Origin of the sequence: Pseudomonas wadenswilerensis, from assembly GCF_900497695.1 — a bacterium.
Lineage (GTDB): Bacteria > Pseudomonadota > Gammaproteobacteria > Pseudomonadales > Pseudomonadaceae > Aquipseudomonas > Aquipseudomonas wadenswilerensis.
Genome location: NZ_UIDD01000004.1, coordinates 153,695 through 169,631, shown reverse-complemented (window position 1 = coordinate 169,631; position 15,937 = coordinate 153,695). Strand labels below are relative to the sequence as shown.

The window sequence follows — 15,937 nt, the reverse complement described above, 5'->3', positions numbered from 1 at the left end:
TGCGTTGCGAGCGCTATGCGCTCGATCGCTGGCAAGGCCAGCTCCCACAGGGTCACTTGTGGGAGCCGGCCTTGCCGGCGATGGGCTACGCAGTAGCCCCTGCCAGCCTCAGCAATACCAAGGCGCCTCCCCCTCCCGATAGCCGTACCTCTCCCGCGCCGCATCCAGCACCCGCCGCTCCACCCCACCCTGGCGCACCAGGCTGTGCAAGCTGGCCAGCACGATACTGAAGCGATCGACCTCGAAGAAGCGCCGCAACTGCTGGCGGGTGTCACTACGGCCAAAACCGTCAGTCCCAAGCGTCACATAAGGCGCCTGTACATATTCAGCAATCAATTGCGGCCAGGCACGCACATAGTCGGTTGCGGCAATCACCGGCGCATCACCGTCCAGGCAGCGCTGCACATGACTGACATCACCACTGCCCTGCCCCAGCCGGCTGGCGCGATCAACATCCCGTGCCTCCCGCGCCAGCTCGCTGAAGCTGGTGACACTGAACACTTCACTGGCAATTTGCCATTCGCTGGCCAGCAACTCACTGGCGGCAATGACCTCCCGCAGGATCGCCCCGGAGCCCAACAGGCGCACCTGCCCCCGGGCATCCGCCACCTGCTGTTCGACATAACGGTACATGCCGCGCAAGACCTCTTCATGCACCTGCGCCGGCAGGGACGGCTGTGGATAGTTTTCGTTCATCACCGCAACGTAGTGAAACTCGTCGCGCTGTTCGGTGAGCATGCGCCGCGCCGCGTACTCGAGGATCACCGCCAGCTCACCGGCAAAGCAGGGTTCCCAGGCGCGGCAGTTGGGCACCATCGAGGCCATTACCAGGCTAGAGCCGTCCTGGTGCTGCAACCCCTCACCCCCCAGCGTGGTACGCCCGGCCGTTGCCCCCAGCAGCAGGCCACGGGCACGCTGGTCGGCGGCGGCCCAGATCAGGTCACCGACGCGCTGGAAGCCGAACATCGAGTAATAGATGTACACCGGCAGCATCGGCTCGCCATGCACGGCGTAAGACGTTGCCGCTGCCACCCAGGAAGAAATCGCCCCGGCCTCGGTGATACCTTCCTCCAGCAGTTGGCCATCACGCGCTTCCTTGTAGGACAGCAGCGAACCTGCGTCTTCCGGCTCGTAGCACTGCCCTTGAGGCGAGTAGATGCCGATCTGGCGGAACAGACTGGCCATGCCGAAGGTGCGCGCCTCGTCGGCCACTATCGGCACCACCCGCGGCCCCAACTGCGGCGCCTTGAGCCAGGCGCTGAGCATGCGCACGGCGGCCATGGTGGTGGACATTTCCTTGCCCTCGGCCTGCAGGGCGAAGCCGCCCATGGTCTCCAGGGCGGGCACCGGCACCGGGCGCACGTCACTGCGCCGGGCAGGCAGCGGGCCACCCAGGGCGGAGCGACGCTCGCGCAGGTAACGCATTTCCGCGCTGCCTTCGGCCGGCCGATAGAACTGCAACTGCTCGACCTGCGCATCCGACAGCGGCAAATGAAAACGATCACGGAACGCCAGCAAGGCCTGCACGTCGAGTTTCTTGGCCTGGTGCGCGGTCATCCGCGACTCACCGGCGGCACTCATGCCGTAGCCTTTCTTGGTCTTGGCCAGAATGACCGTCGGCCGGCCCTTGCAGGCCTTGGCGGCGGTGAAGGCGGCATACAGCTTGCGAAAGTCGTGGCCACCGCGCTTGAGCGCGTTGATCTCGGCCGAACTCATGTGCTCGACCAGTTTCTGCAAGGCCGGCTGCTGATTGAAAAAGTGCTCGAGGTTGTAGGCGCCATCCTTGGCCCCGAGGTTCTGGAACTGCCCGTCGGGTGTTGCCGCCAACTGACGCAACAGTACGTGCTCGGTGTCACGGGCGAACAGTGCATCCCACTCCGAACCCCAGAGCACCTTGATCACGTTCCAGCCAGCGCCACTGAACAGCGCTTCCAGTTCCTGGATGATCTGGCCGTTGCCTCGCACCGGGCCGTCCAGGCGCTGCAAGTTGCAGTTGACCACGAACGTCAGGTTATCCAGTTGCTCGCGGGCGGCCAGGGTCAGGCCGGCAATGGACTCCGGCTCGTCCATCTCGCCATCGCCGAACACGCCCCAAACATGCCGGGCGCTGGTGTCGAGCAACTGGCGGTTATGCAGATAACGCATGAACCGCGCCTGGTAGATGGCGTTGATCGGCCCGATGCCCATGGAGCCGGTAGGGAACTGCCAGAAGTCGGGCATCAGCCATGGGTGTGGATAAGAACACAGGCCGTTGCCTGCCACTTCCTGGCGGTAGCTGGCCAGTTGCTCTTCGCTCAGGCGGCCTTCGAGAAAGGCCCGGGCATAAATGCCCGGTGCCGAATGCGGCTGGAAAAACACCAGGTCAGCCGTACGCTGTTCAGCGCCCGCTTCGCCGCGAAAGAAATGCTGGAAGCCGACTTCGAAGATCTCCGCTGCCGACGCGTAACTGGCGATATGCCCACCCAGGTCGCCATAGGCGTGGTTGGCCCGCATTACCATGGCCAGGGCATTCCAGCGCAGGATGCTGGTGATGCGTTCATCGAGTTCGAGGTCGCCCGGGTAGACGCCCTGCTGCTCCACCGACAAGGTGTTGCGATAGGCCGAAAAGGCCTGGGCACCGCGTTCCAGGCCCAGCTCACGAGCGTGGGCTTCCAGCTGTTCGAGCAAAAACCGCGCACGCTCCGGGCCGCAGTGCAGCAGGGTCGAATCCAGCGCCTCCAGCCACTCGGCGGTTTCACCCGGGTCGCTGTCCAGCTGTGGATCACCCAGGCGCCGCGGCACACCTTCGCCAGGCACAAGGTTCATCATTGCCACCATTGCATTGACCTCGTCCGTGAAGGGTTCAGGCGCAGGCCTTGAGCGCCTGTTGGATATCCGCCAGCAGGTCGTCGATGTCCTCAAGGCCCACCGACAGCCTTACCAGCCCTTCGGAAATGCCGTACTGGGCAAGCTCCTCTGGGATATAGCTGGAATGGGTCATGCTTGCCGGGTGCTGAGCCAGGGACTCGGCGTCACCGAGGCTGACGGCACGGCTGAACAATTGCAGGGCGTTCATGAAACGCCGACCGGCGGTGACGCCACCTTTGAGTTCGAAAGCGATCATGCCGCCGGGCAAGCGCATCTGCCGCTGTGCCAGCTCGTACTGGGCAAAACCGGGCAAGCCGGGGTAACTGATCAGTTCAACTTCTGGCTGTTGCTCCAGGTATTCAGCGATGGTTTGAGCATTGCTGCAATGGCGTTCCATACGCAGGGTCAAGGTTTTCATCCCGCGCATCAGCAAGGCGGCGTCATGGGGCGACAGCACTGCGCCGGTCATGTCCTTCAAGCCTTCCAGACGAATCCGATCAACCAGCGCCTTGCGTCCCACCACCAGACCGGCGGTGATATCGCCATGGCCGCTGAGGTACTTGGTCGCCGAATGCACCACCAGGTCGGCCCCCAGTTCCAACGGCCGCTGCAGGTACGGGGTGCAATAGGTATTGTCGACCACGACGCTGATATCGTGCTGGTGCGCAAGCTTGGCCACGGCGGCGATATCGGTCATGTGCATGTTGGGGTTGGCCGGGGTTTCGAAGTAGATCACCCGGGTCCTATCGCTGATCGCAGCGGCCACCGCCTGCAGATCGCTCATGTCGACATGCCGGACCTTGACCCCGAACTCGCCGATGCCATGGTGCAAAAAGGCGAAGGTGCAGCCGTACAGGGTCCGCCCCACCAGTACTTCATCACCGGGACGCAGCAACGTCCAAAGGGTGGCAGTGATCGCGCCCATCCCCGAGGCCAGCGCCAGCCCCGCCTCCCCGCCCTCCAGCGAAGCCATGCGTTGCTCCAGCAGGGCCAGGGTCGGGTTGGAAATGCGGCTATAGAAGTGCCCGGCCTCTTCCCCGGCGAAGCAGGCAGCACCATATTCGACCGTGGGGAAAGCAAAGGTGGCCGTCTGATAGATCGGCGGTACCAGGGCACCATTGTGGTCCAGCGGGTTGTAACCGTGGTGAATGGCGCGGGTGGCAAAACCTGATTTGTTGTTGGTGCCGCTCATGGCAAACAGCCTCTAGTGGTTTGTTATAAGCTTATGCCACTGAGGTGCTGATTTTTTTCCAAATGTAGCCACCTCTTCGGATGGTTATTGACATAAAAACAACGATTTCAGACCACGGAGGGTAAAACATGCCTACGACCATTGATCGCACCGACCGCGCATTGCTCGCGGCCCTGCAGGACAACGCACGGTTGACTGTTTCCGAACTGGCCGACCAGGTCTCGCTGACCACCTCGCCTTGCTGGCGGCGAATCAAGTTGCTGGAAGAGTCCGGCTACATCACCGGCTACCAGGCCATCCTCTCACCCAAGGCCCTGGGCTTTGGCGTGACTGCTTTCGTCAGCATCATGATGGACTCGCACACCAAGGAAATGGCCCGCGCCTTCGAGCAGCGGCTGATGGAAATCCCCGAAATCGTCGCCTGCCACAACATCTCCGGGCGTTATGACTTCCTGCTGGAAATCCTTGCGCGGGACCTGGAGTCATTCGGTGAGTTTGCGCGGGAAGTGCTGCAGACCTTGCCGGGGGTGAAGGAGATTTACTCAAGCTTCTCGTTCAAGGCGGTGAAGGAGAAACGGGTGATTCCGGTGTCGGAAAAACACATCTAAGTTCGAGCCGTCATATGCGCGGGACAAGCCCGCTCCCATCCTGTCGGCACGCAACAAAAAACCCCACCGGGGTGGGGTTTCCTGTTCAGCGCGCTAACGCTTAGATCGCGCCACGCTTGCGCAGCAGATCCAGCACCTGCTTGACGCCGTCTTCCAAACTGACGTTCTGGGTGTCGATCACCAGATCCGCATCCAGCGGTACGTCATACGGGAAGCTTTCGCCCGGGATGTTGTCGCCGCCGGCGGCATACAGGCCCTGCGGGTCGCGCTCGCGGCAAGCCAGAGGCGAAGCCTGGACGTAGACGGTGAGCAAGCGTTCCTTGCCGATCAGCGCCTTGGCCTGTTCGCGGCCTTCGGCATCCGGGGCGACGAAGGCGGCCAGGGTCAGCAGGCCGGCCTCGTTGAACTGACGCGCGACATGTGCGGCGCGGCGCCAGTTCTCGGTACGCCCGGCGCGGTCCTGCGGCAGGCCCTTGTTCAGGTCGTGACGCAGGTTCTGGCCATCGAGCACGTACACCGCACGGCCCATGTCGAACAGCTTGCGCTCCACGGCGTAGGCCAGGGTGCTCTTGCCCGCGCCCGAGAGGCCGCTGAACAGCACGGTGGCTGGCTGCTGGCCAAAGCGCAGGGCACGCTCCGCAGTGTCCACGTGGGCCAGCTTGCCGTGCTGGCCGACGGTGCCATGAGGCACAACCGGTGGCGCGATGATCATGCCGGCGCCAACGGTGCCGTTGGTCAGGCGGTCGATGACAATGAAGGCACCGGTGGTGCGGTTGCTGTCATAGCCGTCCAGCGCGATCGGGGCGTCGAGGCTGACCTTGACCTTGCCGATCTCGTTGAGCTGCAGGGCACTGGCAGCGCCCTGCTCCAGGGTATTCACATCGACCTTGTGGGCGATGCTGGCAATCGAGCCCGGCACGTAGCTGGTGGCGCGTTTGATGTCGTATTTCTTGCCCGGCAGCATCGGCTCTTCAGCCATCCACACCAGCATGGCGTCGAACTGGTCGGTCACTGGCGGAACGTTGTCGGCGTGCACCAGCAGGTCGCCGCGGGAGATGTCGATCTCGTCTTCCATGGTCAGGGTCACGGCCTGGCCGGGGCCGGCGTTTTCCAGCTCACCCTCGAAGGTGACGATGGACTTGACCCGGCTGCTCTTGCCCGACGGCAGCACGACGATTTCATCGCCCTTGTGCACCACGCCGCTGGCCAGGGTGCCGGCAAAGCCACGGAAGTTCAGGTTCGGGCGGTTGACGTACTGCACCGGGAAGCGTAGGTCGGTGAAGTTGCGGTCGGCCGCGACTTCGACGGTTTCGAGGATCTCCATCAGCGCCGGCCCCGTGTACCACGGCGAACGCTCGCTGCGGTTGACCACGTTGTCGCCCTTGAGCGCCGACATCGGCACGAAGTGCAGGCTGCTCGGGTTCATGTTGATGGCTTCGGCGAACTTCAGGTAGTCGGCCTTGATGCTCTCGAACACGCCCTCGTCGAAGCCTTTGAGGTCCATCTTGTTGACCGCGACGACGATGTGCTTGATGCCCAGCAACGAGGCAATGTAGCTGTGCCGGCGGGTCTGGGTCTGCACGCCGTAGCGGGCATCGACGAGGATGATCGCCAGGTCGCAGGTCGACGCACCGGTGGCCATGTTGCGGGTGTACTGCTCGTGGCCCGGGGTGTCGGCAATGATGAACTTGCGCTTGGCGGTAGAGAAGTAGCGGTAGGCCACATCGATGGTGATGCCCTGCTCGCGCTCGGCCTGCAGGCCGTCGACCAGCAGCGCCAGGTCGATGTCGTCACCGGTGGTGCCGACTTTCTTCGAATCGCGGGTGATGGCTTCCAGATGATCTTCGTAGATCATCTTCGAGTCGTGCAGCAGGCGCCCGATCAGGGTGCTCTTGCCGTCATCGACGTTACCGCAGGTAAGGAAGCGCAGCAGCTCTTTACGTTCGTGCTGGGCCAGGTAAGCGAGGATGTCCTCGCTGATCAGATCAGATTGGTGGCTCATTACATTCAAGCTCCAAGCTGTAAGCTTCAAGCGGCAAGCTTGTCGGCATACAACTAGTCAGAAATTTTGTTGATCAACCCGCTCAGCATTCTTGAAAGCTCACGAGTCTCTGTAATCCACTCATTCGACAAAGGCTTTGGCAGATAGCCTACCTCTCCCCCGATGATGATCTGCGTACGCAACTCACCGCAGGAAGCCTTGGCAATACACAGATAACGAACCTTTTCTTTTGCCGTTCTCCGTTCCATGCCTTCAGCGATATTCGACGGGATGGAAAGTGCCGCCCGCGTGATCTGATCCTTGAATCCAAGATCCCGGCACACCCTCTGCTGCCTGTAAATCGCTACCGTCAAATCTTTGCTTCTCTGCCAAACAGCAAGCTTCTCAAAGTCCATTGTGAGCACTCTCACGCGCCCACAATGGGGCGGCAGCCGACAAAATCCAGAAGCTACGCATCTTGCTTCTAACTTGCAGCTTGCCGCTTGTAACTTGAAGCTTAGAAGTACCCTTGCCGTTTCTTGTCTTCCATTGAGCCGGCGCCATCGTGGTCGATGACCCGGCCCTGGCGCTCGGAAGTGCGCGTCAGGAGCATTTCCTGAATGATGTCGGTGAGGCTTTCGGCCTCCGACTCCACCGCGCCCGTCAACGGGTAGCAGCCAAGGGTACGGAAACGCACCTTCTTCTTGACGATACGGGCCTTTTCTTCCTCCGAGAGGTGCTCGAGGATGCGCGCATCGTCGATCATGATCAGGGTACCGTTCTTCTCGATCACTTCGCGTTCGGCTGCGAAGTACAGCGGCACGATCGGGATGCCTTCGAGGTAGATGTACTGCCAGATGTCCAGCTCGGTCCAGTTCGACAGCGGGAACACGCGAATCGATTCGCCCTTGTTGACCTTGCCGTTGTACACGTTCCACAGCTCGGGGCGCTGGTTCTTCGGGTCCCAGCGGTGCTTGCTGTCACGGAACGAATAGACGCGCTCCTTGGCCCGCGACTTCTCTTCATCGCGGCGCGCGCCACCGAAGGCAGCATCGAAGCCGTACTTGTCGAGCGCCTGCTTGAGGCCCTCGGTCTTCATGATGTCGGTGTGCTTGGCACTGCCGTGGGTGAACGGGTTGATGCCCTGGGCGACGCCGTCCGGGTTGACGTGAGTGATCAGCTCCAGGCCCATTTCCTCGACCATCTTGTCGCGGAAGCTGTACATCTCCTGGAATTTCCACTGGGTGTCGACGTGCATCACCGGAAATGGCAGCTTGCCCGGGAAGAAGGCCTTGCGCGCCAGGTGCAGCATCACGGCCGAGTCCTTGCCAATCGAGTACAGCATCACCGGGTTATCGAACTCGGCGGCCACCTCACGAATGATGTGGATGCTTTCCGCCTCCAACTGTTTCAAATGCGTCAGTTTGTCGACCATGGTTACTCACGGAAATACGATCTTATGGACGGCCAGCGGGCCGTGTTCGAGCGAGCCACTTTATCACAGCACCCGATTCTATTTAGGCGGCCAACTAGAACGAAACAGTATAAGAATATGCCCTGCCGTTTTAGCTTCAGATCGGGTTCGGGCAGTCGATGAACAGGTGCTCCAGGGCAAAGCGCCGGGCCAGGTAATCGCCCAGCGCCTGCACGCCGTAACGCTCGGTGGCATGGTGGCCGGCGGCGATGAAACTGATGCCGTTCTCGCGGGCGCTGTGGAAGGTCTGCTCGGAGGCTTCGCCACTCAGGTACAGGTCGACTCCGGCGGCAATCGCCTGGTCGATGTAGCCCTGGCCGCCGCCGGTGCACCAGCCGACCCGGCGGATGATCTGCTCGCCTTCGATCAGCAGCGGCTCGCGGCCCATCACGTCCTGCACCTTGCGGGCAAAATCCCGTGCCGACATCGGTTCGGCCAGCGACCCGACCAGGCCAACAACCCGCGGGTTCTCGGGGTCCAGCGGGCCTTCGACGGTGATGTCGAGCTGCCGCGCCAGCTGCACGTTGTTGCCCACTTCCGGGTGCAGGTCCAACGGCAGGTGGTAGGACAGCAGGCTCAGGTCGTTCTTCAGCAGGGTTTTCAGCCGGCGCTGCTTCATGCCGGTTATGCACGGGTTCTCGCCCTTCCAGAAGTAGCCGTGGTGCACCAGCACCAGGTCGGCATCGGCCTCGACCGCGGCGTCGAGCAATGCCTGGCTGGCAGTGACGCCGCTGACGATGCGGGTCACCTGCGGACGGCCCTCGACCTGCAGGCCGTTGGGGCAGTAGTCCTGGATTTTCGCGCTGCCGAGGTAGCGTTCGGCTTCCTCGACCAGGGTACTCAGGGCAACAGCCATGGAAAGACTCCTCAATTTCGCAGTTCAGCGCGGCCCAAGGCCCCGTATAATGACCGCCATTATGGGCCGTCGCCGGGTTTGGGGAAACCGACGGCAGTTGCCTGGGGGCCGGCATTGTTGGCTTTCGTGACGATTTAGCAGTTCCTGCCCGAGCCCGGGCACAGTATGATCGCGCGCGTTCACGCTCCCAGCTGTCATCGGCCCTCTGCCAACTCCCAGGATTCCTTCAATGTTCAAGGCTTTGCGTTACTTTGGCTGGCCGCTGCTGGTCGGCGTGCTGATCGCCCTGTTGGTCATCCAGCGCTTTCCGCAATGGGTCGGCCTGCCCAGCCAGGACGTCAACCTGCAACAGGCGCCGCAGACCACGCGGATCATGCAGGGGCCGGTGTCCTACGCCGACGCCGTGAGCATCGCCGCCCCGGCGGTGGCCAACCTGTACACCACCAAAGTGGTCAACAAGACCGCCCACCCACTGTTCGAAGACCCGCAGTTCCGCCGCTTCTTCGGTGACAACCTGCCCAAGCAGCGCCGTTGGGAATCGAGCCTGGGTTCGGCAGTGATCATGAGCCCGGAAGGCTACCTGCTGACCAACAACCACGTGACCTCCGGTGCCGACCAGATCGTGGTGGCGCTCAAGGACGGCCGCGAAACCCTGGCTCGGGTGATCGGCAGCGACCCGGAAACCGACCTCGCGGTACTGAAGATCGACCTGAAGAACCTGCCGTCGATCACCATCGGCCGCTCCGACAACATCCATATCGGCGACGTCGCCCTGGCCATCGGCAACCCCTTCGGTGTCGGCCAGACCGTGACCATGGGCATCATCAGCGCCACCGGGCGCAACCAGCTGGGCCTGAACAACTACGAAGACTTCATCCAGACCGACGCCGCGATCAACCCGGGCAACTCCGGTGGCGCGCTGGTCGATGCCAACGGCAACCTTACCGGCATCAACACGGCAATCTTCTCCAAGTCCGGCGGTTCGCAAGGCATCGGCTTTGCCATCCCGACCAAACTGGCGCTGGAGGTAATGAAGTCGATCATCGAGCACGGCCAGGTGATCCGTGGCTGGCTGGGTATCGAGGTGCAGCCGCTGAGCCAGGAACTGGCAGAGTCGTTCGGCATGCAGGGGCGCCCGGGGATCGTCGTGGCGGGGATTTTCCGTGATGGCCCGGCGCAGAAGGCCGGCCTGGAGCTGGGTGACGTGATCCTGAGCATCAACGGCGAGCCGGCTGGCGATGGCCGTCGCTCGATGAACCAGGTGGCGCGGATCAAGCCTAACGACAAGGTGGCGATCCAGGTCATGCGCAACGGCAAGGAGCTCAAGCTGACCGCCGAGATTGGCTTGCGTCCACCGCCGGCACTTGCTGCCAAAGAAGAAAACTGACCTTCTACCAAGAAGCGGGGCTGTTTCACAACCCATCGCCGGCAAGGCCGGCTTGTGTCTTGAGGTAGGAATAGAATCAGAAGTGAGAGCGGTGAATGGCAAGCTGTACGCCGGTAGTGCTTAAAGCACGTGTGGGAGCAAAGCTGCCATTCACCTCTCCACTCTGGCCCGAGCCCGAACAGTTGATTGAGCGCCTCTCGAATCACAAGCGTGGGCCAAGCCAGAGCGCTCTCACAACTGAGTGTAAGAGGGTTCAGCCATGTTGTCTTCTGTTGGAATCGACACTGCCAAAGCCACTTTGGAAATCTGCATCAAGCCTCAGAAAATTCGCTTCGAAGTGGCCAACAACTCCGCAGGCTTCGAGGCGTTGCTTGAGCGTCTGAAGGACTTCAATATCAGTCGAGTGCTGATCGAAGCGACAGGCGGCTACGAGAAAGATGTGTTGATCGCCCTGGCCTCAGCAGGACTGGAAACCATCTGCATCAACCCAGCCCGTGCCCGAAAATTCGCCGATGCCATGGGTAAAAAAGCCAAAACCGACAAGATCGACGCCGAAGTCCTTGCGGACTTCGCTGCACACCTCAGCGCCCCTCAAGGCCAACCGGTCAGCCCGGAACGCGAAGAGCTGCGCGAGTTGGTGAAGCAGCGCGCCCAATTTGTGCAGAGCCGTGATGACTACAAACGGCGTCGCCTGCAATGCCGCTCGGCAATGGCGATGGCCCACTTTGATGAGCACATAGAACACCTGAAAGTGCTGATCAAACGCCTCGACGAAGAAATTGATCAGGCGATGGTGCAACTGGACGATACCAGGGCGCGTCAGTTATTGGCAGTGACCGGAATCGGTCGAGTAACCGCCGCAAATCTGCTCGCCTCACTGCCTGAACTGGGGCAGTTGGACCGCCGTCAGATCGCTGCTCTGGTGGGCGTAGCGCCTTACAACAACGATAGTGGTAGCCATCGAGGGCACCGCCAGATATGGGGTGGTCGGGCCCATGTAAGGCGAGTGCTGTACATGTCGAGCTGGATCATCATCCGTCACAACACAGAATTTAAAGCACGCTACGAAGCACTTCGGGCACGTGGCAAGTGCGCCAAGGTGGCACTCGTAGCTTGCATGCGGGTGCTGATCGTCAGGCTGAATGCAATGCTGCGGGACAATACCCCTTGGCGAGAGCAAACAGCCTGATCAAGACAGTTGCTCCCACCGCCGAACCTGTGGGAGCCGGCCTTGCCGGCGATGGGCTGCAAAGCAGCCCCAATGGGTCAGTGCAGAATCTGGCTCAAGAACAACTTGGTCCGCTCATTCTGCGGCCGGTCGAAGAAATCGTCCGGTGCTGCCTGCTCGACAATCTCACCCTTGTCCATGAAGATCACCCGGTTCGCCACGGTGCGGGCAAAGCCCATCTCGTGGGTCACGCAGAGCATGGTCATGCCGTCTTCCGCCAGGCCAACCATGGTATCGAGCACTTCCTTGACCATCTCCGGGTCCAGCGCCGAAGTCGGTTCGTCGAACAGCATGATCTTCGGCTTCATGCACAGCGCCCGGGCAATCGCGACCCGTTGCTGCTGACCACCGGAAAGCTGCCCCGGAAACTTGTTGGCCTGCTCCGGAATACGCACCCGCTCAAGATAGTGCATGGCGATTTCCTCGGCCTTGCGCTTGGGCATCTTGCGCACCCACATCGGCGCCAGGGTGCAGTTCTGCAGGATGGTCAGGTGCGGGAACAGGTTGAAATGCTGGAACACCATGCCGACTTCGCGGCGGATCGCTTCGATCTGCTTGAGGTCGTTGGTCAGCTCCACGCCATCGACGACGATGCGCCCCTGCTGGTGCTCTTCCAGGCGGTTGAGGCAACGGATGGTGGTCGACTTGCCCGAGCCCGACGGCCCGCACAGCACGATACGCTCGCCCTGACGGACATTCAGGTTGATGTCCTTGAGCACGTGGAACTGGCCGTACCACTTGTTCACGCCCTGCATCTGAATAATGCCTTCAGGGCTCACAGGCTGTTTGATCGCTTCACTCATGGGAACACTCCTAACGCTTGTGGCCTGTGTCCAGCTTGTGCTCCAGATGCATGGAGTAGCGGGACATACCGAAACAGAAAATCCAGAAAACCAGGGCGGCGAATACATAGCCCTCGGTCGCCATGCCCAGCCAGGTCGGGTCGGCAGCGGCCTGCTTGACGCTGTTGAGCAGGTCGAAGAGGCCGATGATGATCACCAGGCTCGTGTCCTTGAACAGGGCAATGAAGGTGTTGACGATGCCGGGGATCACCAGCTTCAGGGCTTGCGGCAGAATCACCAGGCCCATCGAACGCCAGTAGCCCAGGCCCATGGCCGCAGCAGCTTCGTACTGGCCCTTGGGAATGGCCTGCAAGCCGCCGCGCACCACCTCGGCGATGTACGCCGACTGGAACAGGATCACCCCGATCATGGCCCGCAGCAGCTTGTCGAAGCTCATGCCTTCGGGCAGGAACAACGGCAGCATCACCGAGGACATGAACAGCACGGTAATCAGCGGCACGCCGCGCCAGAACTCGATGAAGGTCACGCAAACCACCTTCACCGCCGGCATGTTCGAACGCCGCCCCAGCGCCAGCAAGATCCCCAGCGGCAAGGCACCGACGATGCCCACGGTGGCGATCACCAGGGTCAGCATCAACCCGCCCCACTGGTTGGTCGGTACCGTGGCCAGGCCCAGGTAGCCGCCGTGCAGCAGGGTGTAGGCGACGATCGGGTACAGCACCAGGAAGCCCAGGCCGTAAACCGCCTTGCGCGGGAAGCGCGAGATGAACAACGGCGCAGCGCCGATGACCGCTAGCCAGACAGTCAGATCGACACGCCAGCGCAGCTCGCTCGGGTAGTAGCCGTACATGAACTGACCGAAGCGCTGCTGGATGAACACCCAGCAGGCGCCCTCCTTGGTGCAGTCGGCGCGGGTAGTGCCGACCCAGTTGGCGTCGAAGATCGACCACTGCAGCAGCGGCGGTACGATCAGCCACACCAGGTACACGGCCAACAGCGTCAGCAGGGTGTTGAGCCAGCTGGAGAACAGGTTGGCGCGCATCCAGGCCATCACGCCGACGGCTTTGACCGGTGGCGGCATATCAGGTTTGAAAACATGGGTACTCATGCGCTTGTCCTCACCGCTCGATCAGCGCAATGCGCTTGTTGTACCAGTTCATCAGCAGGGAAATGCTGATGCTGATGGCCAGATAGACGCTCATGGTGATGGCGATCACCTCGATGGCCTGACCGGTCTGGTTGAGCACGGTACCGGCGAACAGCGAGACCATTTCCGGGTAGCCGATACCGGCCGCCAGCGACGAGTTCTTCGCCAGGTTCAGGTACTGGCTGGTCAGCGGCGGGATGATCACCCGCAGGGCCTGGGGAATGATCACCTTGCGCAGCGTCGGCCCTTCGCGCAGGCCCAGGGAACGGGCCGCTTCGGTCTGGCCGTAGCTCACCGAACGGATGCCCGAACGCACGATCTCGGCGATAAAGGCTGCGGTGTAGATGGTCAGCGCCAGGGTCAGGGCCAGCAGTTCCGGGATCAGCACCCAGCCGCCGACGAAGTTGAAGCCCTTGAGCTGCGGCATTTCCCAGTGCACCGGCGCGCCGAACAGCAGCACGCACAGCGCCGGAATACCGAAGAACAGGAACAGGCCGACCCAGAATTTGTGGAACGGCTCGCCGGTGGCCTCAAAGCGCCGGTTGGCCAGGCGCACCATTACCACAATGGCAATGATGGCCAGCCCCACGGCGACGACGAATGGCCAAAATCCTTCGGCCATGGAAGCACCGGGCATGTTCAGGCCCCGGTTGCTGATAAAGAAGGTGTCGTTGAGATTGATGCTACCCCGCGGTCCCGGCAGGGTCAGGAACACCGCGAAGTACCAGAACAGGATCTGCAGCAGCGGTGGAATGTTACGGAAAGTCTCGACATACACCGTGGCCAGCTTGCTGATCATCCAGTTCGGTGACAGTCGCGCCACACCGATGATGAAGCCCAGCAGGGTCGCGAGGATGATGCCGATGAAGGTTACCAGCAGGGTGTTGAGCAGGCCGATGACGAAGACCCGCGCATAACTGTCCTGTTCGGTATAGGGAATCAGGTGCTGGGCGATGCCAAAGCCGGCACTGCGTTCAAGGAAGTCGAAGCCCGAAGTGATCCCGCGGTGTTGCAGGTTGGTCTGGGTATTGTGAAACAGGTACCAGCCCAGACCGACCACCGCGACCACGGTGAGGATCTGGAACAGCCACGCACGCACACGTGGATCGCTCAGGGATAGTCCCTTGGGTGCGCCGATATTATTTTGCATGTAATGCCCCGAAAGGAAGGGAACCGAACAGCCTGCGGCGGCCGAATGCCGCCGCAGGCTGCAAGCGTCAGCGCACCGGTGGCGCGTACTGGATGCCGCCGTTGTTCCACAGGGCGTTCAGACCGCGGTCGATTTGCAGTGGGGTTTCCTTGCCCAGGTTTTTCTCGAAGACTTCACCGTAGTTGCCGACCTGCTTGACGATCTGTACTACCCAGTCCTTCGGCAGTTTCAGGTCTTTGCCGTACTCGCCATCGGCGCCGAGCATACGGGCCACGTCAGGGTTCTTGGTGGCCTTGGCTTCGGCTTCGACGTTTTTCGAGCTGATGCCCATCTCTTCGGCGTTGAGCATGGCGAACAGGGTCCACTTGACGATACTGAACCACTCTTCATCGCCTTTGCGCACTACCGGGCCCAGCGGCTCCTTGGAGATGGTCTCTGGCAGTACCACGTAGTCAGCCGGGGCGGCCAGCTTGGAGCGCTGTGCGTAGAGCTGCGACTTGTCGGAGGTCAGCACGTCGCAACGGCCGGATTCCAGCGACTTGGCGCTCTCGTCGGAAGTGTCGAAGGTGATCGGGGTGTACTTCAGGCCATTGGCGCGGAAGTAGTCGGAGACGTTGAGCTCGGTGGTGGTACCGGCCTGGATGCAGATGGTTGCCCCGTCCAGTTCCTTGGCGCTGGAAACACCCAGCTTCTTGTTGACCAGGAAACCGATGCCGTCGTAGTAGGTAACACCGGCGAACACCAGGCCCATGCCGGCGTCGCGGGAGCTGGTCCAGGTGGTGTTGCGCGACAGCACGTCGACTTCACCGGACTGCAGCGCAGTGAAGCGCTCCTTGGCGTTGAGCTGGCTGAACTTGACCTTCTTGGCGTCGCCGAACACTGCAGCAGCCACCGCGCGGCAGACGTCAGCGTCGATACCGACGATGTTGCCCTTGGCATCCGGAACCGAGAAGCCCGGCAAACCGTCACTGACACCACATTGAACGAATCCCTTCTTCTGTACTGCGTCCAGGGTCGCACCTGCCTGTGCGAAACCGCTGATACTCAACGCGGTAGCAGCGGTAACCACTGCCAGTGTGGATTTCAACATCTTCATTCAAACCTCCAGTTTTGCTCTTGTTGTGTGAGCCGGGATTGCACCGCACCCTTATGAGGCGCATCCGACCCGTGTTGGCTTGTTTTTGGGTCAATTGGCGCAATGCGCTGTTCTGTGACAGCCTTGGGGACCGCTAACGGGTGTTACCGTCCAAAACGTGTAACCTCG

General features: G+C 61.5%; 13 protein-coding genes. 3 read left to right on the top strand and 10 right to left on the bottom strand.

The genetic code is table 11. From position 1 onward, the window contains the following. Positions 1-108: 108 nt before the first annotated feature. Complete coding sequence (gene mdeB, locus CCOS864_RS05580; protein WP_167458862.1) at positions 109-2,805, bottom strand: alpha-ketoglutarate dehydrogenase; 2,697 nt, start codon at positions 2,803-2,805, stop codon at positions 109-111. A 37-nt stretch (positions 2,806-2,842) separates the two neighbouring features. Next, entirely contained in the window at positions 2,843-4,039 is a 1,197-nt protein-coding gene (locus tag CCOS864_RS05575) for a methionine gamma-lyase (RefSeq protein WP_115085410.1), read from the bottom strand. Positions 4,040-4,167: 128 nt separating this feature from the next. Here CCOS864_RS05575 and CCOS864_RS05570 point away from each other — a divergent pair, with 128 nt between their 5' ends. Further along, positions 4,168-4,647 carry an Lrp/AsnC family transcriptional regulator gene (locus CCOS864_RS05570; protein ID WP_115085409.1) on the top strand — a complete coding sequence of 160 codons (480 nt, stop codon included), beginning with the start codon at positions 4,168-4,170 and terminating at the stop codon, positions 4,645-4,647. Positions 4,648-4,747: 100 nt separating this feature from the next. On the opposite strand, the gene cysN is transcribed toward CCOS864_RS05570, so the two are convergent. From cysN to CCOS864_RS05550, 4 genes are all read right to left on the bottom strand, one after another. After that, positions 4,748-6,649, bottom strand: a complete 1,902-nt coding sequence (gene cysN / locus CCOS864_RS05565; protein WP_115085408.1) for a sulfate adenylyltransferase subunit CysN — start codon at positions 6,647-6,649, stop codon at positions 4,748-4,750. A 53-nt stretch (positions 6,650-6,702) separates the two neighbouring features. Beyond that, positions 6,703-7,044, bottom strand: coding sequence for a four helix bundle protein (locus CCOS864_RS05560; protein WP_010220745.1), 342 nt, complete (start codon positions 7,042-7,044; stop codon positions 6,703-6,705). A gap of 101 nt (positions 7,045-7,145) precedes the next feature. Further along, complete coding sequence (gene cysD / locus CCOS864_RS05555) at positions 7,146-8,063, bottom strand: sulfate adenylyltransferase subunit CysD (RefSeq protein ID WP_038998836.1); 918 nt, start codon at positions 8,061-8,063, stop codon at positions 7,146-7,148. Between the two features lie 136 nt (positions 8,064-8,199). Next, positions 8,200-8,958, bottom strand: coding sequence for a Nif3-like dinuclear metal center hexameric protein (locus CCOS864_RS05550; RefSeq protein WP_115085407.1), 759 nt, complete (start codon positions 8,956-8,958; stop codon positions 8,200-8,202). 229 nt (positions 8,959-9,187) lie between these two features. Between CCOS864_RS05550 and algW the strand changes: the two genes are divergently transcribed. Both algW and CCOS864_RS05540 read left to right on the top strand, forming a co-directional pair. Beyond that, on the top strand, positions 9,188-10,345 hold the full coding sequence (algW, locus tag CCOS864_RS05545) for a Do family serine endopeptidase AlgW (protein ID WP_100782540.1): 1,158 nt from the start codon (positions 9,188-9,190) through the stop codon (positions 10,343-10,345). A 259-nt stretch (positions 10,346-10,604) separates the two neighbouring features. Continuing rightward, positions 10,605-11,534: an IS110 family RNA-guided transposase gene (locus tag CCOS864_RS05540; RefSeq protein ID WP_115085406.1), complete on the top strand. Its 930-nt coding sequence runs from the start codon at positions 10,605-10,607 to the stop codon at positions 11,532-11,534. Positions 11,535-11,611: 77 nt separating this feature from the next. Here CCOS864_RS05540 and CCOS864_RS05535 read toward each other — a convergent pair whose 3' ends face one another. From CCOS864_RS05535 to CCOS864_RS05520, 4 genes are all read right to left on the bottom strand, one after another. Further along, the gene (locus CCOS864_RS05535) at positions 11,612-12,376 is read right to left on the bottom strand and encodes an amino acid ABC transporter ATP-binding protein (protein ID WP_010220739.1); all 765 of its coding nucleotides are present in this window, start codon (positions 12,374-12,376) and stop codon (positions 11,612-11,614) included. 10 nt (positions 12,377-12,386) lie between these two features. Continuing rightward, positions 12,387-13,484 (bottom strand): amino acid ABC transporter permease, encoded by a 1,098-nt coding sequence (locus CCOS864_RS05530; protein ID WP_115085405.1) that lies wholly within the window; start codon positions 13,482-13,484, stop codon positions 12,387-12,389. 10 nt (positions 13,485-13,494) lie between these two features. Further along, on the bottom strand, positions 13,495-14,673 hold the full coding sequence (locus tag CCOS864_RS05525; protein WP_115085404.1) for an amino acid ABC transporter permease: 1,179 nt from the start codon (positions 14,671-14,673) through the stop codon (positions 13,495-13,497). A 67-nt stretch (positions 14,674-14,740) separates the two neighbouring features. Further along, entirely contained in the window at positions 14,741-15,769 is a 1,029-nt protein-coding gene (locus CCOS864_RS05520; RefSeq protein ID WP_115085403.1) for an amino acid ABC transporter substrate-binding protein, read from the bottom strand. Between the last annotated feature and the right edge of the window lie 168 nt (positions 15,770-15,937).

Coding starts and splice junctions, on each gene's coding strand:
- mdeB (WP_167458862.1), bottom strand. CDS start 2,805: ATGAACCTTGTGCCTGGCGAAGGTGTGCCGCGGCGCCTGGGTGATCCA.
- CCOS864_RS05575 (WP_115085410.1), bottom strand. CDS start 4,039: ATGAGCGGCACCAACAACAAATCAGGTTTTGCCACCCGCGCCATTCAC.
- CCOS864_RS05570 (WP_115085409.1), top strand. CDS start 4,168: ATGCCTACGACCATTGATCGCACCGACCGCGCATTGCTCGCGGCCCTG.
- cysN (WP_115085408.1), bottom strand. CDS start 6,649: ATGAGCCACCAATCTGATCTGATCAGCGAGGACATCCTCGCTTACCTG.
- CCOS864_RS05560 (WP_010220745.1), bottom strand. CDS start 7,044: ATGGACTTTGAGAAGCTTGCTGTTTGGCAGAGAAGCAAAGATTTGACG.
- cysD (WP_038998836.1), bottom strand. CDS start 8,063: ATGGTCGACAAACTGACGCATTTGAAACAGTTGGAGGCGGAAAGCATC.
- CCOS864_RS05550 (WP_115085407.1), bottom strand. CDS start 8,958: ATGGCTGTTGCCCTGAGTACCCTGGTCGAGGAAGCCGAACGCTACCTC.
- algW (WP_100782540.1), top strand. CDS start 9,188: ATGTTCAAGGCTTTGCGTTACTTTGGCTGGCCGCTGCTGGTCGGCGTG.
- CCOS864_RS05540 (WP_115085406.1), top strand. CDS start 10,605: ATGTTGTCTTCTGTTGGAATCGACACTGCCAAAGCCACTTTGGAAATC.
- CCOS864_RS05535 (WP_010220739.1), bottom strand. CDS start 12,376: ATGAGTGAAGCGATCAAACAGCCTGTGAGCCCTGAAGGCATTATTCAG.
- CCOS864_RS05530 (WP_115085405.1), bottom strand. CDS start 13,484: ATGAGTACCCATGTTTTCAAACCTGATATGCCGCCACCGGTCAAAGCC.
- CCOS864_RS05525 (WP_115085404.1), bottom strand. CDS start 14,673: ATGCAAAATAATATCGGCGCACCCAAGGGACTATCCCTGAGCGATCCA.
- CCOS864_RS05520 (WP_115085403.1), bottom strand. CDS start 15,769: ATGAAGATGTTGAAATCCACACTGGCAGTGGTTACCGCTGCTACCGCG.